The organism is Streptomyces sp. NPDC048001 (genome assembly GCF_043203115.1).
Classification (GTDB): Bacteria; Actinomycetota; Actinomycetes; order Streptomycetales; family Streptomycetaceae; genus Streptomyces; species Streptomyces sanyensis.
In genome coordinates this window covers 843,772-864,824 of record NZ_JBIDBN010000001.1, presented here as the reverse complement: position 1 = coordinate 864,824, position 21,053 = coordinate 843,772, and the positions used below count along the sequence as shown (strand labels likewise).

Below are 21,053 nucleotides of genomic sequence, written 5' to 3'. Positions count from 1 at the left end.
CATTCCATCCAAAGTCCATCCCTATCGAGTTCCATCCGTTCGTGGGGTGGTCCATCCATACGGCGGCTACCCTGACCCCGTGAGGCCGCTGAACTGGTGAAACGCGACAGGCAGCGAGCGGCCCGCGGCGGGTGGAATCGGACTGGGACCGGGGATGGACATGGCTGCTGCTGACGAAGCGCGCTTGACGTTCGAGCCCATCGCGGACGACCTCCGGCAGCAGATCCGGGACGGCGAACTGCGGCCCGGCCAGCTCCTGCCGACCCAGAGCCAGCTCATGCAGACCTACAAGGCGTCGAGCCTGACCGTGCAGAAGGCGATCCGGCTGCTCAGGAACGAGGGCTGGGTCATCGCCCGCCAGGGGCGCGGCACATTCGTCACGCGCTCGGCCGACTTCGAGGACGCCTTCGAGAAGGTCGCCGGCGATCTCACACAGCAGATCTACTCCGGCACTCTGGCTCCCGGCTCCCGGCCCGCGAGGTCCTGGCGGAGCACTATGCGGTGCCGCTCAACGTGGTCACCAATGCCATCGCCCTGCTGGCCGGTAACTTCCTCCTGCGTTACCTCGGTGAACTGCCCGGCGACGAGGTCTACGTACGCGACTGGGACGACCACGGCTTCGCCACCCAGCTCACCCACGGCCGCCTGGTCCGCAAGATCAGAGACGGATCACTGGCCAGGGGCGCCACGGTCACCGTGGACGAGGTGGTCGACACGATCGGCGGCGACCCGGAATCCGCCGACCAGGCCCTGACCTTCCTCACCCTGGAAGGCAGGATGAAGAAGGCCCACCAGCGCAACGGCTCGATGGCGTACGTCGTCGTGGGGGGCGAGTTCGGCACAGAGGTACCGGTCACGGTGCAGCCGGTGGACGAGCCGGACGAAGCGTCGGCTGCCCCGCCGAACGAGTTCCCGGCGGCGGCCGGAGTAGCGGATCTCGCCTACAAGCTGGAACGCGCCCTGGAGCGCATCGAGGAGCTGGAGGAGCGCGTCGAACGTCTCGAAGGCCGCGACACCAACTGAGGCGAGTACGTGAACGGCAGCGTCCCCGAAGGTCGCAGGTTGGCTTTCGGGGACGCTTCGCGTTGATCGGTCAGGGCTGGTACTCGTAGCCGATGGTGAACCGGGGCGGCAGGCACCATTCCCCGTACTCGATGATTCCTTCCGCGTCCGACCAGCGGTGGGCGCCGGCCAGGATCGGGGAGCCGACCGGCAGTCCCAGTGCGCTCGCCTCTCGGGCGTCGGCGGGGCGGGCGTGCATGTCGTCGCGGGCGTGGGTGATCGTGCGCCCGGTGGCTTCCAGGACCCGGGCGGACAGTCCGTGATTGCGGCCCGGGGCGGTGTTCAGCAGGTCGGGTACGAGGGCGGCGAACGGGGCCGGGTACCAGGTGACGGCGAACACGGTCCGGGTCTTGCCCCGTCCGGCCAGCCACTCGCGCCGCACCACCTGATCCCCGGGCTCCAGGTCGAAGATCTCCGCCACGTACAGCGGCGGGATGATCAGCTCGGCTGCCGTCACCCGGCTCGTCTCACCCTCGGCCAGGAACGACTTCACCCGCTGGACCCGGGCCAGCCGGTCCCGCGCCGACAGCGTCCAGCGAGGGTCATCGGCGACGTAGGTTCCCCTGGGGGTGGTGCGGATGAAGTTCTCCACCTGGAGAGCCTGCAGGGCGCGGGAGACGGTGGCGGCCGCGGCCTGCCACTGGCCGGCGATCTCCCGGTTGGTCGGCAGCTTGGCGCCAGGCTCAAGCTCTCCCGACAGGATGCGCTCCCGGAAGTGATCCGCGATCTTCGTGAACGTCTTGGGACTGGGCATAAGGCGTGCCCCTCCGTTGAGTTGACGTGATGTCAGTGAGGGCACACTAGTGCACTGCGAACCGTAGCGGGAGTGCTTCGGCCACTCGAATACTGAACTAGAGCACCGACCTGTCAAGAGGTCGGCCATGTGACGTTCGAGAGGTGGCGATGTGCATGACGGAGCCGACCAGGTACTCGACCCCGCCGGTGGAACTCCCCTTGCGTCTGGAACCGGAGCCGACGCCCGTCGAGGGCTGCGCGGGCTGTGCCGAACTGGCCAACGTACGTGACCGGGCCCGCATGGTCGGAGACATGACCACCGTGACCGACTGCAACGTCTATATGCGACGCCACCCCGAGGGGCACCAGTGAGCCCCCGCGCCGTCTACCGGCACATCGCTCACACCATCCGCCACGCGCCCGAAGGCGGCATCACCTACGAGGCGTTCTGCGTCACCGTCGGCTGCGACGCCGAATCCGGTCCTCGCGACGAACAGGAAGCCGTGCAGGACTGGGCGCTTCGCCATACCGGACGCACGGGCCACGACCTGTTCAGACGAGTCGTCACCGACCACGCCAAGGTCACGCGCGCAGAGTAGAGCCCCACCGGCAACCAGCACAGGCCTCACACTCCGCAGGCCATTGCACCAGGCCAGCAGCCCAGCCGAACGCTCAACCGACAGCCAGGGCGTTCCGCCGGGTGTCTAGTCCCAGGTGATGTTTGACGTTCTGGTCCCAGCTGATGCTTGACGGTGGGCCTAGACAACATCGGAAACCTTGTGGGGCTTGTTCGCCTTGACGTGGCGGACGGGAATGTCGGTCGTGCGCCGGATGACCCGGACCTGGCCGTCCAGGTCGACGGTGATCGTCGTGTCCGACACGTGCACGGTCACCGTCTGGCCTGCGTACGTCCGGCCGAGGGAGACGACCTGCCGGCAGACCATGATCGTGCCCACAGCACTGATCCGCCGCTGCACCCGCACCGGCTCGATGCCCGGCCGCGGTGGCGGTCCGGCCGGACGCAGGCCCCGCAGAAACAGCGCAGCGGACGACAGGAAGCGCGGAGGAAGCCGGACGTGCCCGCACGGCGAGCGCCGGGCCGACGGCGAGGCAACGGCAGGGAGTTGGCCGGGGCGAAGGCCCGGAGGTGGGGCCGGTCGGCTCCGTGGGCTTTACCCACCTCCCCGGGCAGGGGCCCGCGTCGGGCAAGGCCAGGGGGCCACTCGTTCAAATTCCGGGCAGGATCACGACCTGCCCGAGTTGCCGGGCCAGCGTACGGCCCCCTGACCATGCCCGACCCCAACCCGGGCAGGACACCGGCCAAAGCCCACTCCGCCGCCCTCACGCGCGCAGCCGTCTGACGGCAACGCCGACGGCAACAGGGGCGCACAGCACGGCACTTCCACGCACACCTACGGACCGGCCGGAATTCGCTGACCAGCGAAAATGCAGGTGACGGCCGCCCGGCGAGCACACGTACTATGTGGTGGCAGGCGGAACCTCAGCACTCGTTCACAACTGCTCCACTGCGGACGAACGGGCGCATGCCAGAGCATCGGAGAATGCTGCATATTCCAGCAGGCCGGACGTTGCTACCGGCGGGTACCTCTGGGTTCAGGGGCACGGAGAGTTTGACCTGGCTTCCGATCGGCTCCATCCGTTGATCAGAGCCAACATGGGTCAGATTCCTGCTGCGGCGAGCCCCGGCGGCGGTAAGTTCTTTGGCTCGCATGTCGAGGTTCAGGCGGCCACTATCATGAGGATTCTGGCCAAGCAGTCGGGATCCGGGGGTTTGACTGGCCGACTGATGGTTTCAAAGCCTGGCGGGCCATGCGGTTTCTGCGCGCCAAACGTGGGCGGAATGTTGCCGGGGAACTCATCGCTAGCGGTTCGATCTCAGCGCGGGCAAGTTTTCAGTGAGGTACCCTTCTGATGCATTCGCCAAGGCGCGGCTCAGTTGCCGCGCCTTGGCTGCTTTCCTGTAGGCCACTATGCTGGCCTTATGGACATGAACGGCGATAAGTTGAATCCATGCGCGATCATCGATCTCACCGACTGGGCTGAGCTCGAGAATGCCGACGGGCCGGCCTTCCCGGTCTCTCCGACCAAGCTGCGCGACTTGGCGTCGGGTGACTTTTCCAAAGTAACGAGTTCGCTCAATCACCTGTATGACGCTCTCCTCAACGACGGAGTCGTCTACTCTGCTACCGCGCCGGCTTTCAGGTATGTCGCCGCACTTTTGGGCGACCGCGAAAGTCGAGCCGCACTCACTCCTTCATGGGATGGGGAAAAATTCCCACTCCGAGGCAAGCTCCTTTCATGGCTGGCCGATGTGGCCTTCGATGTCAGCATTGAGCAGGAGCAGCGCATTCGAGAGTGGGGGGAATATTCGCCGACCGAGCCATTTCCCGATTTCCTGAACATCAGGAGTGTTTACCCGGAAGCTTTTCCGGGCGTCGCCTTCTACTTTGATGACTCTGATCCGAGAGTAGTTGAGGCGGCTCTTGTTGCGGCCGCTCGATTTCTGGAGTCCCCGGAATTGGCGATGCACCGCAGGAGGTTGACTCCTTTGCTGGAGAACGTTCTAGCGCAAAGCTCCAGCGAACGGCATAGAAGTGTGGCCTCCGAGGTGTTGGCGTCTTGGGGGCAAGGGCGCATGTTGATGGAACCCTCTAGCGATTCACTCCCCTCCGACGGGCACGGGAAGGATCACAATTCGCACGACAAACGGGGATCAGTTGACGAGCCGCCGTTCTAGTGGGCACGCTCGGACTCGGCTGGCTCATCCCACGAAGTCCCGTACCCCTTGGGATACCGCGTCGTCGCCGAGGAAGCCGTTGTGTTCCAGGGACACCGCCAGGACGTTCGTCGCGCCCGCGAGCGGGACGCTGACGTCCGGGTTGATGATCTCGTCACAGTTGGACCAGAACGTCGTGTAGGAGACCGCGCCCGGGGTCTCGTCGCCCTCGGCCAGGCCATCCTGGACATAGAAGCAGCCGTACCCGCTTCTCCCGAGCTCCGGTCTCGGCGAGAACGGCATCCACAAGGTCGAAATCCACGACCTGGGACAGCTCGCCCAGATGCCCCGGCGCGTGGACCCCCGAAGCCCTCCCCACGGACGACGTGATGACAGACTGCTCCTGCAACGAGACTCCCGACGACTTTCGAACTTGGTCGCAAGACGATCTATCAGGGGTCCCGTTCCTCATTCACCCCGGGGTTGCACCGCAGGTCACAGGCTTAACGCACTGGTGTTGACCTTGAGGTTGTCGAAAGATCATCAGGACGTTCAGGCGGAGGAGATCCTGATTCGGCAAGTCGCCGATGAAGAGTTCTTCGCCGTCTGGTTGTCCTCCGCTCCGGAGCAAGTGCGAGTTCCGTAGCGTCGACGAAGCGGTGCGTGCGGTCGTGTCCCTGGCAAGGGAACTCTAGAACCCACTGAAATTTGGCCACCGCTCTGGGAGTGGCCATGAACCCGTGCGGAACGCGCGTTCGGCTTCCAGAAGGTTCTTGTAGCCGAGCGCGACGTCCTCGGCGGACAGCTCCGGGTCGGAGGTCGCCAGCAGGTACCTCCGTCGAGCTTGGTCTCGGCGGTGACCTTGGCCCGGTCGATGGGCAGGCGTCGGGTGGCCGGGTGCTGCTTGAGCCAGCGTCCGAGCGTGAGGTGGTCGCGAAGCGCGCACTCGGCCTTGCGGTGGACGGCGTCGTTCGGCTTGGCCGGGCGCTTGCCGGCCTTGGCCGCCTTGTCCCGGGCCTTTGTCGCGTCGGCGGCTCGGGCCTTCCTGATCCGGTCCAGTTCGTCGGTGATCGCGGAGAGCTGGTCTTCGCGGCGGGTGGAGGACTTCCTGGTGGCGGCCCTGCCGGGCCAGGGCTGCGTAGAGCGGGAGCTTGACGATGGTCAGCCAGTCGCAGAACTCCCGTAGCGCCCAGCCCTTCCGGCCTCCCCGCAAACAACGGGATCCCGCCCGGTCGCGACGACCGGGCGGGATCCCGTCAACCACCCCCGACCCGGCTCAGGAACAGCCGGGCCGGGGACGGGGAAGGGATCAGGCGACGTCGAAGCGGTCCAGGTCCATCACCTTGGCCCACGCGGCGACGAAGTCGTCCACGAACTTGCGGCGGGCGTCGTCGCTCGCGTACACCTCGGCCAGTGCCCGCAGCTCCGCGTTGGAGCCGAAGACCAGGTCGGCGCGGGTGCCGGTCCAGCGGACCTCGCCCGTGGCGGCGTCGACGCCCTCGAAGGTGCCCGCGTCCTCGGCCACCGGCCGCCACGTCGTGCCCAGGTCGAGCAGGTTGACGAAGAAGTCGTTGGTCAGCCGCCCCGGCGTGCGGGTCAGGACGCCGTGCTGCGAGTCCCCGGTGTTCGCCCCCAGCACGCGCAGACCGCCGACCAGGACCGTCATCTCCGGGGCGCTCAGGGTCAGCAGGTTGGCCCGGTCGACCAGCAGGTACTCGGCGGGCAGGCGGTTGCCCTTGCCGAGGTAGTTGCGGAAGCCGTCCGCGGAGGGCTCCAGCGCGGCGAAGGACTCCACGTCCGTCTGCTCCTGCGAGGCGTCCGTGCGGCCCGGGGTGAACGGCACCTCCACGGTGACGCCCGCGTCCTTCGCCGCCTGCTCCACCGCCGCGCCGCCCGCGAGGACGATCAGGTCGGCGAGCGAGACCCCGTGCCCGGCCGGGGCGGCGGAGTTGAAGGACTCCCGGATGCCCTCCAGGGTGCGCAGCACCACGGCGAGGCTGTCGGGCTCGTTGACCTCCCAGCCGCTCTGCGGCTCCAGGCGGATGCGGGCGCCGTTGGCGCCGCCGCGCATGTCGCTGCCGCGGAAGGACGAGGCGGAGGCCCAGGCCGTGGAGACCAGCTGGGAGACCGTCAGGTCCGACTCCAGCACCCGGCGCTTGAGGTCGGCCGCCTCCTCGGCGGTCAGCGGCGCGAAGTCGGCCCCGGGCAGCGGGTCCTGCCACAGCAGCACCTCACTCGGCACCTCCGGCCCCAGGTAGCGGGCGACCGGGCCCATGTCGCGGTGGGTGAGCTTGTACCAGGCGCGGGCGAAGGCGTCCGCGAACTCGTCCGGGTTCTGGTGGAAGCGCCGCGAGATCTGCTCGTAGGCCGGGTCGAAGCGCAGCGACAGGTCGGTGGTCAGCATCGTCGGGGCGTGGGTCTTCGCCGGGTCGTGGGCGTCCGGCACGGTGCCGGCGCCGGCACCGTCCTTCGGCCGCCACTGGTGGGCTCCGGCCGGGCTCTGGAACAGCTCCCACTCGTAGCCGAAGAGGATGTCGAAGAAGCTGTTGTCCCAGGCGGTCGGGGTGTCGGTCCAGATGCCCTCCAGACCGCTGGTGATGGCGTCCCCGCCCTTGCCGGTGCCGTGGGTGCTGCGCCAGCCCAGGCCCTGCTCCTCGATCGGGGCGGCCTCCGGGTCCGCGCCCACGGACTCGGCCGGACCGGCGCCGTGGGTCTTGCCGAAGGTGTGGCCGCCGGCGATCAGCGCGACGGTCTCCTCGTCGTTCATCGCCATCCGGCGGAAGGTCTCGCGGATGTCGCGGGCGGCCGCGATCGGGTCCGGGTTCCCGTTGGGGCCCTCGGGGTTGACGTAGATCAGGCCCATCTGGACCGCGCCGAGCGGGTTCTCCAGCTCGCGGTCGCCGGTGTAGCGCTCGTCGCCGAGCCAGGTGGACTCGGGGCCCCAGTAGACGTCCTCCTCGGCCTCCCAGACGTCCGGGCGGCCGCCGGCGAAGCCGAAGGTCTTGAAGCCCATCGTCTCCAGGGCGACGTTGCCGGTGAGGATCAGCAGGTCGGCCCAGGAGATCGCCTGGCCGTACTTCTTCTTGACCGGCCACAGCAGGCGGCGGGCCTTGTCCAGGTTGCCGTTGTCCGGCCAGCTGTTGAGGGGCGCGAAGCGCTGCTGGCCCGCCCCGGCGCCGCCGCGGCCGTCGCTGATGCGGTAGGTGCCCGCGCTGTGCCAGGCCATCCGGATCATCAGCGGGCCGTAGTGCCCGAAGTCGGCCGGCCACCAGTCCTGCGAGGTGGTCAGCACCTCGGCGATGTCCCGCTTCACGGCGGCGAGGTCGAGGTTCCCGAAGGCCTCGGCGTAGTCGAAGTCCTCGCCGAGGGGGTTGGCCACGGCCGGGTTCTTGGCGAGGATCTTCAGGTTCAGCCGCTCCGACCACCACTGCCGGTTGCCACCGCCCTGCGTCGGGTGCGGCGCGCGGCCGTGCGCGACCGGGCAGCCGCCCGCCTCCTCCGTCTTCGGGTCGGTGACGATCGCGTCCGGGTTCTCGGCCATGGGATTCCTCTCGGGCTGTGCGGTTCGTGGGGCTCGCAAGTGCCAGGCGGTGGAAGAGCCGGGGAACGGGTCCCGGTCCGCCGTTCCCGCTCCGGGGGCGCTGGGCGTCCGTCGGGGCGGGGGAGGGGCGGCGGGGGCGGCCTTCAGGGGCGGACGGGTGCCGGTCCCGCGGAGGGCGGTCCTGTCATCTCTCACGTCTCCTGCCGTGCCGCAGTCTCCTGCTCCCTTGGCCATCGCCGGATCCGATCCTACGATGGACTCTGTCCAGGTCAAGAAGCTCGCCTGAGGTACATCAGATCGGGTCTCGGACATGGCCTGGTGACACGTGTGTGTCGCGTCGGCCCGGAAGAGGTGAACACCGGTGAGCGACCTGCTGAGGCGCCTGCGCGCGCGGGGGTGGCGGGTGACCGCGCAGCGGCGCGTCGTCGCCGAGGTCCTGGACGGGGAGCATGTGCACCTCACCGCGGACGAGGTGCACGCCCGCGCGGTCCTGAGGCTGCCGGAGATCTCCCGGGCGACGGTCTACAACACCCTGGGGGAGCTGGTCCTGCTCGGCGAGGTCGCGGAGCTGTCCGCCGACGGCCGCGCCAAGCGCTACGACCCCAACGCGCACCGGCCGCACCAGCACCTGGTCTGCACGGGCTGCGGCCTCATCCGCGACGTCCGCCCCACCGGGGACCCGCTCGACGGGCTCCCCGCCGGGCAGCGCTTCGGCTTCACCCTGTCCGGCGCCGAGGTGGTCTACCGCGGGCTGTGCCCGTCCTGCGGCTGACCTCCGGGGGAGCGGCGGCGGCCGCCCCCGGGCGGGCGCCGCCGCGGGGAGCCGGCCTCCTCACCGCGGCTGCAGCAGGTCCCAGCGGTTGCCGTAGAGGTCCTCGAAGACGGCGACCGTGCCGTAGGGCTCGTGACGGGGCTCCTCCAGGAAGGCGACGCCCGCCGCGGTCATCCGGGCGTGGTCCCGCGCGAAGTCGTCGGTGTGCAGGAAGAAGCCGACCCTGCCGCCGGTCTGCGCGCCGATGCTCGCCCGCTGGGCCCCGCCCTCCGCGCGGGCCAGCAGCAGGCCGGTGCCCTCCGCCGCTCCCGGGGGCCGCACGACCACCCAGCGGCGGCCGCCGCCCCGGTCGGCGTCCTCGGCCAGGCGGAACCCGAGGGCGTCGGTGTAGAAGGCGATGGCCTCGTCGTAGTCCGCGACCACCAGGGTCACCAGGGCGAGGGAGGGCAGAGACGGCATGGCAGAACGTTATACGTATGATCCGCGTGGGACAATCACCGCCATGCCCTCCTTCGCCGCGCCCGTCCCCGACCACCCCGACGGCACCGGGCTCCCGGCCGGCCTGCTGGAGCGCGCCCGCGCGCTCGCCGGGCCCGGGGAGCGGCGGGTGCTCGGCATCGCGGGGGCCCCGGGCGCCGGGAAGTCCACCCTCGCCGCCCGCCTCGTCGCCGCACTGGGCCCGCAGCACGCCGTGCTGGTACCGATGGACGGCTTCCACCTGGCCGGGAGGGAGCTCCGGCGCCTCGGCAGGGCCGGACGCAAGGGGGCCCCGGACACCTTCGACGCCGCCGGATACGCCGCCCTGCTGGCCAGGCTGCGCACCCCGGAGCCGGGAGTGACCGTCTACGCGCCCTTCTTCGACCGGCTCGGCGAGGAACCCCTGGCCGGGGCGGTGCCCGTAGCCCCACATGTGCCTCTGGTGGTCACCGAGGGCAACTACCTCCTCCACGACGAGGGCCACTGGGCGCGGGTGCGCCCGCTCCTGGACGAGGCGTGGTTCCTGGAGGCGCCGGGCGCGCTGCGCGTGCGGCGGCTGGTCGAGCGGCATGTGCGCTTCGGCAAGGAGCGCGCCCGGGCCGAGCGCTGGGTCCGCGACACCGACGAGCCCAACGCCCGCCTCGTCGCCCGCGGCAGGAGCCGGGCCGACCTGGTCGTGGCCCTCCCCGGGGACACCGGGGCCTGAGCCCGGGCACCGCGCCCGGGCCCGCCGCCCCGCCCGGTACCGCGGAGCCCGCCCGCGACCGCACCCGGGCGCCCCGTCCCGCCGCCCGCTCAGCTCCCCGCCAGCACCACGCAGCTCTCCGGCGACAGACGCAGCACCCCGTCCCCGTCCGGAACCCGGACCTTGCCCCAGGCGGCGGCGATCCGCCCGCCGCCGCCCACCGGGATCTCGGCCTGCCCGGCACCCAGGTTGACCGCGATCAGCAGGTCGCCGCGCCGGTACGCCAGCCAGCGGCCCTGTTCGTCGAAGGCGATCCTGAGCGCCGCCAGGTCCGGGTCCGTCAGGTCCGGCTCGCCGCGGCGCAGTGAGATCAGCTCCCGGTGCCAGGCCAGCAGGTCCGCGTGGGGCTCCCGGGCGCGCTCGGCGCGGTCCAGGCAGGACCGCTCCCGGGTGGCGGGCGACTGCGGGTCGGGGATCTGGTCCTGCCGCCAGCCGTGCTCGGCGAACTCCCGCCGCCTGCCCGCCCGGACGGCCTCGGCCAGCTCCGGGTCGGTGTGGTCGGTGAAGTACTGCCAGGGCGTCCCCGCCGCCCACTCCTCGCCCATGAACAGCATGGGGGTGAACGGCCCCGTGAGCACCAGCAGCGCCGCACAGGCCAGCAGCCCCGGGGTGAGCCCCGCCGAGAGCCGGTCGCCCAGGGCACGGTTGCCGACCTGGTCGTGCGTCTGGGCGAAACCGACGAAGCGGTGGGCGGGCGTGGCGGCGACGTCCACCGGGCGGCCGTGGGTGCGCCCCCGGAACGTCGAGTACGTGCCGTCGTGGAAGAACGCCCGGGACAGCGTCTTGGCCAGGGCCGCCATCGGCGCGGCCGCGAAGTCGGCGTAGTAGCCCTGCGCCTCGCCCGTCAGCGCGGTGTGCAGCGCATGGTGGAAGTCGTCGTTCCACTGCGCGTGCAGGCCGATGCCGCCCGCGGTGCGGGGCGTGGTCGTGCGCGGGTCGCAGCGGTCGGACTCGGCCACCAGGAACAGCGGCCGCCCGAGGTCCCGCGCCAGTCCGTCCACGGCCGCGCCCAGCTCCTCCAGGAAGGTCAGCGCCCGGGAGTCGGCCAGGGCGTGCACGGCGTCCAGGCGCAGGCCGTCCAGCCGGTAGTCGCGCAGCCACGCCAGCGCGCTCTCCAGGAAGTAGGCGCGCACCTCGTCCGAGCCCGGGGCGTCCAGGTTGACGGCCGAGCCCCACGGGGTGTGGTGGGTGTCGGTGAAGTAGGGCCCGAAGGCGGGCAGGTGGTTGCCCGCCGGGCCGAGGTGGTTGTGCACCACGTCGAGGAGGACGCCGATGCCGAGGCCGTGCGCGGCGTCGACGAAGCGCTTCAGGGCCGCCGGGCCCCCGTAGGGCTCGTGCACGGCCCAGGGGGCGACCCCGTCGTACCCCCAGCCGTGCACCCCCGGGAACGGGCACAGCGGCATCAGCTCCACATGGGTGATGCCCAGTTCGGCCAGCTCCCCGAGGTGCCCGGCGGCGGCGTCCAGGGTCCCCTCCCGGGTGTAGGTGCCCACGTGCAGCTCGTACAGGACCGCGCCCCGCAGGCCCCGCCCCGGCCACGGGTGGCGCCAGGCGTAGGTGCCGTGGTCGACCACGGCGCTGGTGCCGTCGGGGCCCTCGGGCTGGCGGCGGGAGCGGGGGTCGGGCCGCACCGGGCCGCCGTCGAGGGCGAAGCCGTAGCGGGAGCCGTCCCGTGCCGGGGCCTCGGCGGCCCACCACCCGGCCCGTCCCTGGGCGGGCTCCATCGGCACCGGTTCGCCCTCCAGCCACAGCGTCACCCGCTCCTCGGCGTTCGGTGCCCACACCTCGAACAGCAGCACTGGCGTCCCCTCGTGGTCGTCGCCGCTTGCGTCGCTCCCGTGTCCGCCCGCCGGACCGCACCTCGCCGCCGGTCCGGGCGTGCCCGTCCATCCTGGCAAGTCCGGGGTCTTCTGGCGGGGTGCTTGGGCCATTAAGGTCACTCCCCATGCCGACGCCGCCGCACGAGCCGCTGCCCGCGTTCCCGCCCGGCTTCCTGTGGGGTGCCGCCGCCTCCGCGTTCCAGACCGAGGGGGCCGCGGACACCGACGGCAAGGGCCCCTCGGGGTGGGACGCCTTCGCCGCCGCCGGACGGATCAGGGACGGCGCCGACACCTCGCGCGGCACCGGGTTCCACGCGCGCTACCGGGAGGACGTCGCCCTGCTCGCCGGACTCGGCGCCGACGCCTTCCGCTTCTCGGTGAGCTGGCCGCGGGTCGTCCCCGGCGGGCGGGGCCCGGTCAACGCCCGCGGCCTGGACTTCTACGACCGGCTCGTGGACGAGCTCTGCCGGCACGGCATCACACCCGCACCGACCCTGTACCACTGGGACACCCCGCTGCCCCTGGACGAGGCGGGCGGCTGGCTGGACCGGGACACGGCCGAGCGCTTCGCGGAGTACGCCGCAGCGGTCGCCGCCCGCCTCGCGGACCGCGTCGGGATGTGGATGACCCTCAACGAGCCCGCCGAGGTGACCCTCCTCGGCTACGCCCTGGGGGAGCACGCCCCCGGCAGGCGCCTGCTGTTCGACGCCCTGCCCGCCGCCCACCACCAGCTGCTCGCCCACGGCCTCGCGGCACGGGCGCTGCGCGCGGCGGGCGCGCGGCGGGTCGGCATCGCCGTCTCCCACTCGCCGGTGCTGGCCGCGGGGGAGGGGGAGGCGGACCGGGCGGCCGCCGGGCTGTACGACACGCTGACCAACCACCTCTTCTCGGACCCGCTCCTCACCGGCGCCTACCCCGACGGGGCGATCGCCTCCCTGATGCCCGGTCCGGTCGCGGAGGACCTGGCGGTGATCGCCGCGCCCCTCGACTTCTACGGCGTGAACTACTACCACCCGATGGTGGTGGGAGCCCCGAAGGAGGGGGCGCCGTCCGGGTTCGGGGGCGTCGCGGTGCCCGGGGACCTCCCGTTCGGCCTGCGGGAGTACCCCGGGGCGGAGCGCACCGGCTTCGGCTGGCCCGTCGTCCCCGAGGGGCTGCGCGAGCTGCTGCTCGGGCTGGACGCGCGCTACGGGCGGCGGCTGCCGCCCGTCGTCGTCACGGAGAACGGCTGCTCCTACGACGACGCGGCGGAGGACCACCGCCGCATCGCCTTCCTCGACGCCCACCTGCGGTCCCTGCACCGGGCCATCGGCGACGGGGTCGACGTGCGCGGCTACTTCACCTGGTCGCTCACCGACAACATCGAGTGGGTGGAGGGCGCGGCACAGCGCTTCGGGCTCGTCCATGTCGACTACGCGACCCTGGAGCGCACACCGAAGGCCTCCTACCGCTGGTACCGGGAGGTGATCGCGGCCCAGAAGGGCCGCGCGGCGTCCTGACGCCGGGTGCCGCCGCGACGGTCCCGGCAGGGAACCGCGCGGGGGGACGGGCCGCCGTCGGCGGCCCGTCCGGCAGCTCAGCCGCGGCCCGGGACGAGGCTGATGCGCTCGGCCACCACCGGGTGGCCCGCCCGGGCGAAGTTCCGCGCCATCGGCACGTTGGCCTGGTCGGTGGCGCCCTTGACGAGCTGCGCCCCGCGCTCGGCGAGGAAGTGGGTGCACTCGGCCAGCAGGTCCAGCGAGTAGCCCCGGCCGCGCTGCTCGGGAACCACCCCGATGAAGCCGATGCACGGCCCGCCCGGGTTGTGCGCGGGGACGTGGATGCCGACGAACTCGCCGCCGGGCGTGTGGGCCACCTGCCACCACCGGCGGGGCGAGGGGCACCAGCGGAAGAAGTCCAGCTCCTCCTGGGCCGCCTGGTCCAGGCCGCCCTCGGCGATGGCGCGCCGTGCGTGGGCGTCCAGGGTGTCGGAGTGGATGCGGCGCAGGGCGTCGAAGAACACCGCGTCGTCGGCCTCCGGGCGGAAGCGCAGCCGCCCTGGCCGCTCCGGCAGCCCGCACCGCGGGGTCCAGTGGTAGAGGTAGCGCTCGACGAGCACCTCGTACCCGGCCGCCCGTGCGGCCCGCAGCCGGGTCTCCCCGGCGGCGCGGGTCACCGGGGAGTCGCGCCACCCGGCGGGGAGGTCGAGTTCCAGCTCCACCCGGTGCGGGGCGGTGCGCAGCAGGGCGGCGCCCGCCTCCTCCTCGCCCTCGGCGACGTCGAACCAGTTGATGTTCACGGGGGTGGTGTCGTCGGGGCCGCCCCACCAGGCCCCCCGGGCGACGACGACGCCGTCGCGCAGGGCCACCCTCTTCCACTCGGGCCGGTGGACGGTGCGGGCGTGCGCGGCGGCGAGGCCGAGCGGGTCGGGCAGGGTGTCGAACAGCGGGGCGTCGTGCGCGTCGAGCGCACGGATGACCAGTCGGGTCACGGGAGGGTCCTCCGGGAAGACAGGCTCTGCGGAGCGCTCCCGGTCAGACGGCGGACGCCGGGCGGCAGGGAAGGGAGCGCGGGGATCGTGTGGGTGTCACGGCACTCGCCTCCTCTCCTGTTCCAGGGCGTCGCGGCCACGGTAGACGCGGCGGCCCGTCCCGGTCCACCGGATTTCCCCGCCGCCCCGCCGCCCCGCCGCCCCGCCGCACCCGCCTCCCCGGCCCCGCGGCGGAACTCCCGCGCGGCGGGCGGGGATCCGCGGATCACGGCGGCTCTTCTGGACACCCCGGGTGCCCGCGGCGGACAATCCTCCGTGTGACGTCGTCCCATGAGCTGCCCTCCTGCCCCGTGCGGGTCTCCGATGCCGAGCGCGAGCACGCCCTGGCCGTGCTGCGGGAGGGCGCTGCCCAGGGGCGGCTGTCGCACGACACCTTCGTCCAGCGGATGGAGCTCGTCCTGGCCGCGCGCAGGCCGGAGGAGCTGGCGGCGCTCACCTCCGACCTCGCCGCCGAGGACGGCCGGATCTCCCGGGGCCTGTACGGTCTCGTGGGCCGGATGTCCGCCTTCTCGGTGCGGATACGGCGGGCCTGGCAGGCGGAGAAGCTGCCGCCGCTGCTGCTGCCCGAGCCCGGACCGCATCCGCTGCGCATCGGCAGGGACCCGGCCAACGGGCTGCGCCTCACCCACGACTCCGTCTCCCGGATGCACGCCGAGCTGAGCCACCAGGCGCGGCTGTGGGTGCTGCGGGACCTCGGCTCGACCAACGGGACCACGGTCAACGGGCGCCGGCTGACCGGCTCCATCGTCGTCCAGGACGGCGACATGGTCGGCTTCGGCAACGTGCTGTTCCGCCTGACCGCGCGCTGACCCTCCTCGGGCCGGGCGACGGGGGGCACCGCCGCCCCGGCCCGTCACCCTCCGAAACCACCCGAACGGCCGTACGGGGCCTGCGGTCCGGGGACGGCGGTGGTGGCCTGGAGTCGACCGCGCACCACCGAGGAGCCGCGGCCGCGACAGGGGAGTTGCCGATGCACGCGGACACCCATGCCACGCCCGAGCCCGCCCCGCCCCGCCCCTCGGCCGTTCCGCCGGGCCCCTCCTCGTACCGGGTCAGCCTGCTGCCGGGGCTGCCGACCGGCAACGAGCACGAGCTCTACGAGGGCTACCGGCGCCTCCGCGAGGACCACCCGCTCACCTACGACGCCTCCGTAGGGGCCTGGCTCCTGAGCCGCTACCGCGACGTCGCCACCGCGCTGACCGACCTCCGCTTCACCCACGGCAACCGGCCGGGCGACGCCGCCTGCGCGGCTCACGCCGCCCCGGTACCGGGCGCGCTGCGCGAGGTGGTGGAGCGCACCGCGTACGTCCTGGCGCGGCGCATCGCCGACCGCCCGCAGGCGGACCTGGTCGAGGAGTTCTGCCGGTGGCTGCCCTCGGGCGCCGTCGGGGTGCGCGGCAGGAACGCCGGGCGCGCCCTGCTCGCCGGGCGGTGCGTCGCCCAGGTGCCCGTGCGGGAGAAGGCACTGGCCTCGTTCCTCGCCAACGTCCTCGACCACCCGGACCGGGTCGCGGCGCTGCGCGCGGAGCCCCGGCTGATACCGAGGGCCTGGACGGAGTCCCTGCGGCGCGACCCGCCCGTCCTCGTGGTCATCCGCCGGACCGCCGCCAAGGTCGCCCTCAGCGGGGGGACGCTGCCGCCCGGTGCCACGGTGGCCTGCCTGATCGGGGCCGCGGGCCGGGACCCGGAGCGGTTCCGCGACCCCGACCGCTTCGACATGCTCCGCGGCGACCCCGGGCAGCTGACCTACGGACTGGGCGGCTGCCCGGCGGTGGGCCTCGCCGCCATGGAGGCGGAGTACGGGCTGCGGGCGCTGATGGCGGCCATGCCGCGCATCCGGTGGGCGGAGGGCTTCCGCCCCGTCTCCAGCGGTCTGATCACCCGCTCCCCGAAGACGCTGCTGGTGCGTCCGCGCGGCTGAGGAGCGCCACCGGGCGCCGCCCGAACAACTCGGCCAGGTCCACCGCGCCCCCGGCGAACCGGCGTCCGCCGCCGAGCAGATCGACCCAGTCGCCGGGCGGCAGGGGCAGGCTCGTGCCGTTCCAGCCGCCGCGCCGGGCCAGGCGCATCGACAGCCTGGTCACGGCGGTGACGACCGCGCCCGACCGGTGGAAGGCGACGCAGTGGTCGGCCGCGGGCCCCTCGGCCGCCAGTGGCGCGTACCCCGCGCCGGGACCGAAGGACTCCGGCCGCTCGCGGCGCAGCCGCAGTGCCGCCGCCGTCAGCGCCAGCTTCTCCGCACCGAGCTCGGAGCCGGCGCCCGGGCCGGTGACCGGCGCGCTTCCCGGCGCGGAACGGGCCGGGCCCGCGGGCCCCGGTGCGGACGCTGCGGGGGCGGCACCCGCCGGGCCCCCGTCCGGCCCGGCACCGGCCTCCGCGACGGCAGGGAAGGTGACGGGGGCTCGGTTGTCCGGGTCCACCAGGGCCAGGAACTCGCCTTCCGACCCCTGGTAGACGTCCGGTACCCCGGGCATGGTCAGGTGCAGCAGGGCGGCGCCCAGCACGTTCGCCCGCACATGCGGCGCGAGTCCGGCCACCAGCCGCGCCACCGCCTCCCGTCCCGCTCCGGCGGGCCCCGCGCCGACGAAGGCCGAGACCGCCTTCTCGTACGCCGGGTCGGCCTCCGTCCAGCTGGTGCGCACCCCCGCCTCGCGGACGGCCTTGAGCAGCGCCCCCTCCAGCCGGTCCGCGTCCGGGGTGCCGAGCCCGACGGCCGTCTGCCAGGCGACCCAGGCGAGCTGCGGGTCCGGCGCCGGGACGTCGGAGGCGATGCCCTCGAGGAAGGCGGTCCACCGCTCCGGGCACTCCGACAGCACCGCGATACGTGCGCGGACGTCGGCGCTGCGCTTGGTGTCGTGCGTCGTCAGCACCGTGCCGGTGGCGGCCCAGTCCTCGGCGAGGCGGCCGCAGAAGCGGTGGAAGGCCGCCGGGGCGACGGCCGGGTCCCCCGGGTCCCCGCCGACCTCGTTGGCCGAGATCAGGGGGGCGTAGCGGTAGAAGGCGGTGTCCTCCACCGACTTGGCCCGCAGCGCCGAGGAGGTCTGGGCGAACCGCGCCCGGAAGCGTACGTGGTCCGGGCCGTCGCCCAGCCTGCCGAGCGCCAGGTCGCGGACGGCGTCCACGGCCGCGGCCTCCTCCTCCACGGTGAACACCGCGCGCGCCGCGCGCGCCGCCTCCTCCGGCAGCGCCTCCTCCTCCCCGACCCGGTAGGGGCGGTAGACCGGCACCCGCACCAGGAGCTCGCGCAGGGCGGTGCCGAGGGCCCACGGCGCCAGGTCCGCGAGCCGCACGTCGGCGGAGCAGATCCGCTCGGCGAGCCGCACCAGGGTCGCCGTCTCCGCGGCCAGTTCATGGGTCACCACCTCGTACGCGGCCCGGCGCACGGTCGCCTCCCATCGCCCGCCCAGCCCGTCCTCGACCCCGGTGGTGTCGCGGTAGGCGCCGATCAGCCGGCGCAGCCCCTGAGGGTCGGTGAACAGCCCGTCGACGCGGTGCAGCGCGTCGTACCCCGTGGTCCCGGCGACGGGCCAGCCGGACGGGAGGCGCTCGGGGCCGGTGAGGATCTTCTCCACGACGATCCAGCAGGACGCGCCCGCGGCCTCGTGCAGCCGGCGCAGATAGCCCTCCGGGTCGGCCAGCCCGTCGGGGTGGTCCACGCGCAGTCCCTCGACGACGCCGTCGTGCACCAGCTGAAGGATCTTGGCGTGCGTGGCCTCGAAGACCGCCGGGTCCTCCACGCGGACGCCGATCAGGTCGGAGACGGTGAAGAAGCGCCGGTAGTTGAGCTCCGTGCGGGCCAGCCGCCACCAGGCGAGCCGGTACCACTGGGCGTCGAGCAGCTCCCCCAGCGGCAGATGCGCCGTGGACTCCCGCAGGGGGAAGCGCTGCTCCCCGTGGTGCAGCTCCCCGCCCTCGACCCGCAGCCGGTCGAGTTCGGCGCCCAGGCGCCCGGGGAGCACCGGCAGGAGCACCCTGCCGTCCCCCGCCGACCAGTCGATGTCGAACCAGCGGGCGTAGGGGGAGGAGGGGCCCTCGCGCAGCACCTCGCGGAAGGCCCGGTTGTGGCGGGGGACGGCCGCCATGTGGTTCGGCACGATGTCCACCACCAGTCCGAGGCCGTGCGCCCGGGCGGTCCGCGCCAGGGCGCGCAGCCCCTCCTCGCCGCCGAGTTCCGCCCGCACCCGGCCGTGGTCGACGACGTCGTAGCCGTGCGCCGAACCGGGCACCGCCTCCAGCACCGGCGACAGGTGCAGATGGGAGACGCCGAGCGCGGCGAGGTAGGGGACCGCCGCCGCCGCGGAGGCGAAGGTGAAGTCCGGCTGGAGCTGGAGCCGGTAGGTGGCCGTGGGTGTCATGCGAACACACGTACCCGCTGTGAACGGTTCTGTGCCGTTCCGTGCACCCGTTCGGTCCATCGAGTGCTGTTCCGCCACCGGGAACCGCCACCGGGAACCGCCACCGGGCACCTGCTACGCGGGGCGGCGCAGCACCGTCAGACTCCGCGCCACCAGGCGCAGCGACTCTCCTGCGGTCGCCTTCGGGCCCTGCCCGGGCAGGATCCCGTCGGCCTTCGCCGTGTCCACGATGACCTGCCACTCCTCGCCGTGGTTCACCGGAACGGTGAAGTCCAGGTCCTCCGCGCTCGCGTTGAACATCAGGAGGAAGGAGTCGTCGGAGATCCGCTCGCCGCGCGGACCCGGCTCGGAGATCGCATGGCCGTTCAGGAACACCGACAGCGCCTTGGCGTGGGCCGCCTGCCAGTCCCGCTGCACCATCTCCTCGCCGCGGGGGGTGAACCAGGCGATGTCGGTCAGCTCGTCGTGGGTGCCCTCCACCGGGCGTCCGTGGAAGAACCGCCGCCGCCGGAAGACGGGGTGGTCGCGCCGCAGCCACACCATCGTCTTGGTGAACGACAGCAGCGGCCCCTCCTCCGAGCCCGGCTCGGGCCAGTGCACCCAGGCCAGCTCGTTGTCCTGGCAGTAGGCGTTGTTGTTGCCGTGCTGGGTGCGGGCGAACTCGTCGCCGTGGCTGAGCATGGGCACGCCCTGGGAGAGCATCAGGGTGGCGATGAAGTTGCGCATCTGGCGCTCGCGCAGCTCGTTCACGCCCTTGTCCTCGGTCTCCCCCTCCGCTCCGCAGTTCCACGAGCGGTTGTGGCTCTCCCCGTCGCGGTTGGACTCGCCGTTGGCCTCGTTGTGCTTGTGGTTGTAGGAGACCAGGTCGTTCAGGGTGAAGCCGTCGTGGCAGGTGGTGAAGTTGATCGAGGCGAGCGGGCGCCGCCCGTCGTCCTGGTAGAGGTCCGAGGAGCCCGTCAGTCGGGAGGCGAACTCCGCCAGCGTCCGCGGCTCGCCCCGCCACAGGTCGCGCACGCAGTCGCGGTACTTGCCGTTCCACTCCGTCCACAGCGGCGGGAAGTTGCCGACCTGGTAGCCGCCCTCTCCCACGTCCCAGGGCTCGGCGATCAGCTTGACCTGGCTGACCACGGGGTCCTGCTGCACCAGGTCGAAGAACGAGGACAGCCGGTCCACCTCGTGGAACTGGCGTGCGAGGGTGGCGGCCAGGTCGAAGCGGAAGCCGTCCACGTGCATCTCGGTCACCCAGTACCGCAGCGAGTCCATGATCAGCTGGAGCACGTGCGGACTGCGCATCAGCAGGGAGTTCCCCGTGCCGGTGGTGTCCATGTAGTAGCGGCGGTCCTCGGTCAGCCGGTAGTACGACTCGTTGTCCAGGCCGCGGAACGACAGCGTGGGCCCCAGGTGGTTGCCCTCCGCCGTGTGGTTGTAGACGACGTCCAGGATCACCTCGATGCCCGCCTGGTGCAGTGCCCTGACCGCCTGCTTGAACTCCAGCACCTGCTCCCCCCGGTCCCCCCAGGAGGCGTAGGCGTTGTGCGGGGCGAAGAAGCCGATCGTGTTGTAGCCCCAGTAGTTGCCCATGCCCGCGTCGACCAGCCGGTGGTCGTTGACGAACTGGTGCACCGGCATCAACTCGATCGCCGTCACCCCCAGTTCGGTCAGGTGCGAGATCACCGCGGGATGGGCCAGCCCCGCATAGGTGCCGCGCAGCTCCGGCGGCAGCTCCGGATGGAGCATCGTCAGGCCCTTGACGTGCGCCTCGTAGATCACCGTGCGGTGGTAGTCGGTGCGCGGCGGGCGGTCGTCACCCCAGTCGAAGTAGGGGTTCACGACCACCGAGGACATCGTGTGCGGTGCCGAGTCCAGGTCGTTGCGCGAGTCCGGGCGGCCGAAATGGTAGCCGTAGACCGACTCGTTCCAGTCGACCGAACCGCTCACGGCCCGCGCGTAGGGGTCCAGCAGCAGCTTCGCCGAGTTGCAGCGCTGCCCCTTCTCCGGCGCGTACGGGCCGTGGACCCGGAAGCCGTAGCGCTGCCCGGGCATCACCCCCGGCAGGTAGGCGTGCCGGACGAACGCGTCCGTCTCGCGCAGCTCGACGGCCGTCTCCGAGCCGTCGTCGTGCAGCAGGCACAGCTCGATCCGCCGAGCGGCCTCGGAGTGCACCGCGAAGTTGGTTCCGGCGCCGTCGTACGTGGCACCGAGTGGGTACGCCTGTCCCGGCCAGACCTGCATAGATACGACTCTTCCACTTCTGATCCGGGGTACGGGGAACTATCGGC

The 21,053-nt window shown here is 72.3% G+C and carries 19 protein-coding genes and 1 pseudogene; 10 read left to right on the top strand and 10 right to left on the bottom strand.

Going from position 1 to position 21,053, the window contains the following annotated elements; all coding sequences use genetic code 11:
- Positions 1 to 154 precede the first annotated feature (154 nt).
- A pseudogene (locus ACGF15_RS03750) lies at positions 155 to 319 on the top strand (GntR family transcriptional regulator); the annotation flags it as partial.
- On the opposite strand, the gene ACGF15_RS03745 reads toward ACGF15_RS03750, so the two are convergent.
- Positions 286 to 432: a hypothetical protein gene (locus ACGF15_RS03745; RefSeq protein WP_362609295.1), complete on the bottom strand. Its 147-nt coding sequence runs from the start codon at positions 430 to 432 to the stop codon at positions 286 to 288. The pseudogene ACGF15_RS03750 and the gene ACGF15_RS03745 overlap by 34 nt on opposite strands.
- 69 nt (positions 433 to 501) lie before the next feature.
- On the opposite strand from ACGF15_RS03745, the gene ACGF15_RS03740 reads away from it, so the two are divergent.
- Positions 502 to 1,023 (top strand): hypothetical protein, encoded by a 522-nt coding sequence (locus ACGF15_RS03740; RefSeq protein ID WP_392796895.1) that lies wholly within the window; start codon positions 502 to 504, stop codon positions 1,021 to 1,023.
- Positions 1,024 to 1,093: 70 nt separating this feature from the next.
- Here ACGF15_RS03740 and ACGF15_RS03735 read toward each other — a convergent pair whose 3' ends face one another.
- Positions 1,094 to 1,816 (bottom strand): GntR family transcriptional regulator, encoded by a 723-nt coding sequence (locus ACGF15_RS03735; protein WP_043432614.1) that lies wholly within the window; start codon positions 1,814 to 1,816, stop codon positions 1,094 to 1,096.
- Between the two features lie 155 nt (positions 1,817 to 1,971).
- Between ACGF15_RS03735 and ACGF15_RS03730 the strand changes: the two genes are divergently transcribed.
- A complete protein-coding gene (locus ACGF15_RS03730; protein ID WP_362609243.1) occupies positions 1,972 to 2,169 on the top strand; it encodes a hypothetical protein in 198 nt (65 codons plus the stop codon).
- A complete protein-coding gene (locus ACGF15_RS03725; RefSeq protein WP_362609240.1) occupies positions 2,166 to 2,396 on the top strand; it encodes a hypothetical protein in 231 nt (76 codons plus the stop codon). Before ACGF15_RS03730 ends, ACGF15_RS03725 begins: the two co-directional genes overlap by 4 nt.
- A 159-nt stretch (positions 2,397 to 2,555) precedes the next feature.
- On the opposite strand, the gene ACGF15_RS03720 is transcribed toward ACGF15_RS03725, so the two are convergent.
- The gene (locus tag ACGF15_RS03720) at positions 2,556 to 2,753 is read right to left on the bottom strand and encodes a hypothetical protein (protein ID WP_392796807.1); all 198 of its coding nucleotides are present in this window, start codon (positions 2,751 to 2,753) and stop codon (positions 2,556 to 2,558) included.
- Positions 2,754 to 3,799: 1,046 nt separating this feature from the next.
- Here ACGF15_RS03720 and ACGF15_RS03715 point away from each other — a divergent pair.
- Positions 3,800 to 4,555 (top strand): hypothetical protein, encoded by a 756-nt coding sequence (locus ACGF15_RS03715; RefSeq protein WP_362609235.1) that lies wholly within the window; start codon positions 3,800 to 3,802, stop codon positions 4,553 to 4,555.
- Between the two features lie 154 nt (positions 4,556 to 4,709).
- On the opposite strand, the gene ACGF15_RS03710 is transcribed toward ACGF15_RS03715, so the two are convergent.
- Both ACGF15_RS03710 and katG read right to left on the bottom strand, forming a co-directional pair.
- On the bottom strand, positions 4,710 to 5,006 hold the full coding sequence (locus ACGF15_RS03710) for a transposase domain-containing protein (protein ID WP_362609232.1): 297 nt from the start codon (positions 5,004 to 5,006) through the stop codon (positions 4,710 to 4,712).
- Positions 5,007 to 5,843: 837 nt separating this feature from the next.
- Positions 5,844 to 8,075, bottom strand: coding sequence for a catalase/peroxidase HPI (katG, locus tag ACGF15_RS03705; RefSeq protein ID WP_392796806.1), 2,232 nt, complete (start codon positions 8,073 to 8,075; stop codon positions 5,844 to 5,846).
- A gap of 361 nt (positions 8,076 to 8,436) precedes the next feature.
- Here katG and ACGF15_RS03700 point away from each other — a divergent pair, with 361 nt between their 5' ends.
- Positions 8,437 to 8,847, top strand: a complete 411-nt coding sequence (locus ACGF15_RS03700; protein ID WP_345609300.1) for a Fur family transcriptional regulator — start codon at positions 8,437 to 8,439, stop codon at positions 8,845 to 8,847.
- Between the two features lie 60 nt (positions 8,848 to 8,907).
- Here the strand turns inward: ACGF15_RS03700 and ACGF15_RS03695 are convergent, their stop codons facing one another.
- On the bottom strand, positions 8,908 to 9,297 hold the full coding sequence (locus ACGF15_RS03695; RefSeq protein WP_345609854.1) for a VOC family protein: 390 nt from the start codon (positions 9,295 to 9,297) through the stop codon (positions 8,908 to 8,910).
- Positions 9,298 to 9,349: 52 nt separating this feature from the next.
- Here ACGF15_RS03695 and ACGF15_RS03690 point away from each other — a divergent pair, with 52 nt between their 5' ends.
- Positions 9,350 to 10,030 carry a nucleoside/nucleotide kinase family protein gene (locus ACGF15_RS03690; RefSeq protein ID WP_392796805.1) on the top strand — a complete coding sequence of 227 codons (681 nt, stop codon included), beginning with the start codon at positions 9,350 to 9,352 and terminating at the stop codon, positions 10,028 to 10,030.
- Positions 10,031 to 10,119: 89 nt separating this feature from the next.
- Here the strand turns inward: ACGF15_RS03690 and treZ are convergent, their stop codons facing one another.
- The gene (gene treZ / locus ACGF15_RS03685; protein ID WP_392796890.1) at positions 10,120 to 11,865 is read right to left on the bottom strand and encodes a malto-oligosyltrehalose trehalohydrolase; all 1,746 of its coding nucleotides are present in this window, start codon (positions 11,863 to 11,865) and stop codon (positions 10,120 to 10,122) included.
- 149 nt (positions 11,866 to 12,014) lie between these two features.
- On the opposite strand from treZ, the gene ACGF15_RS03680 reads away from it, so the two are divergent.
- Positions 12,015 to 13,388 carry a GH1 family beta-glucosidase gene (locus ACGF15_RS03680; RefSeq protein WP_392796804.1) on the top strand — a complete coding sequence of 458 codons (1,374 nt, stop codon included), beginning with the start codon at positions 12,015 to 12,017 and terminating at the stop codon, positions 13,386 to 13,388.
- A 77-nt stretch (positions 13,389 to 13,465) separates the two neighbouring features.
- Here ACGF15_RS03680 and ACGF15_RS03675 read toward each other — a convergent pair whose 3' ends face one another.
- A complete protein-coding gene (locus ACGF15_RS03675) occupies positions 13,466 to 14,359 on the bottom strand; it encodes a GNAT family N-acetyltransferase (RefSeq protein ID WP_345609295.1) in 894 nt (297 codons plus the stop codon).
- Between the two features lie 317 nt (positions 14,360 to 14,676).
- Between ACGF15_RS03675 and ACGF15_RS03670 the strand changes: the two genes are divergently transcribed.
- Positions 14,677 to 15,228 (top strand): DUF1707 and FHA domain-containing protein, encoded by a 552-nt coding sequence (locus ACGF15_RS03670; RefSeq protein WP_345609293.1) that lies wholly within the window; start codon positions 14,677 to 14,679, stop codon positions 15,226 to 15,228.
- Between the two features lie 161 nt (positions 15,229 to 15,389).
- Positions 15,390 to 16,340 (top strand): cytochrome P450, encoded by a 951-nt coding sequence (locus ACGF15_RS03665; RefSeq protein ID WP_392796803.1) that lies wholly within the window; start codon positions 15,390 to 15,392, stop codon positions 16,338 to 16,340.
- Here the strand turns inward: ACGF15_RS03665 and treY are convergent.
- Positions 16,297 to 18,774, bottom strand: coding sequence for a malto-oligosyltrehalose synthase (gene treY / locus ACGF15_RS03660; protein WP_392796802.1), 2,478 nt, complete (start codon positions 18,772 to 18,774; stop codon positions 16,297 to 16,299). The two genes, ACGF15_RS03665 and treY, sit on opposite strands and share 44 nt — an antisense overlap.
- A gap of 114 nt (positions 18,775 to 18,888) precedes the next feature.
- Positions 18,889 to 21,006, bottom strand: a complete 2,118-nt coding sequence (gene glgX / locus ACGF15_RS03655; protein WP_345609287.1) for a glycogen debranching protein GlgX — start codon at positions 21,004 to 21,006, stop codon at positions 18,889 to 18,891.
- Positions 21,007 to 21,053 lie beyond the last annotated feature (47 nt).

Excerpts from the sequence above, each read along its gene's own strand:
- ACGF15_RS03665 (WP_392796803.1), top strand. The coding sequence starts at position 15,390 with ATGCACGCGGACACCCATGCCACGCCCGAGCCCGCCCCGCCCCGCCCC.
- ACGF15_RS03715 (WP_362609235.1), top strand. The coding sequence starts at position 3,800 with ATGGACATGAACGGCGATAAGTTGAATCCATGCGCGATCATCGATCTC.
- treY (WP_392796802.1), bottom strand. The coding sequence starts at position 18,774 with ATGACACCCACGGCCACCTACCGGCTCCAGCTCCAGCCGGACTTCACC.
- katG (WP_392796806.1), bottom strand. The coding sequence starts at position 8,075 with ATGGCCGAGAACCCGGACGCGATCGTCACCGACCCGAAGACGGAGGAG.
- ACGF15_RS03710 (WP_362609232.1), bottom strand. The coding sequence starts at position 5,006 with ATGAGGAACGGGACCCCTGATAGATCGTCTTGCGACCAAGTTCGAAAG.
- glgX (WP_345609287.1), bottom strand. The coding sequence starts at position 21,006 with ATGCAGGTCTGGCCGGGACAGGCGTACCCACTCGGTGCCACGTACGAC.
- ACGF15_RS03735 (WP_043432614.1), bottom strand. The coding sequence starts at position 1,816 with ATGCCCAGTCCCAAGACGTTCACGAAGATCGCGGATCACTTCCGGGAG.
- ACGF15_RS03730 (WP_362609243.1), top strand. The coding sequence starts at position 1,972 with ATGACGGAGCCGACCAGGTACTCGACCCCGCCGGTGGAACTCCCCTTG.
- ACGF15_RS03680 (WP_392796804.1), top strand. The coding sequence starts at position 12,015 with ATGCCGACGCCGCCGCACGAGCCGCTGCCCGCGTTCCCGCCCGGCTTC.
- ACGF15_RS03690 (WP_392796805.1), top strand. The coding sequence starts at position 9,350 with ATGCCCTCCTTCGCCGCGCCCGTCCCCGACCACCCCGACGGCACCGGG.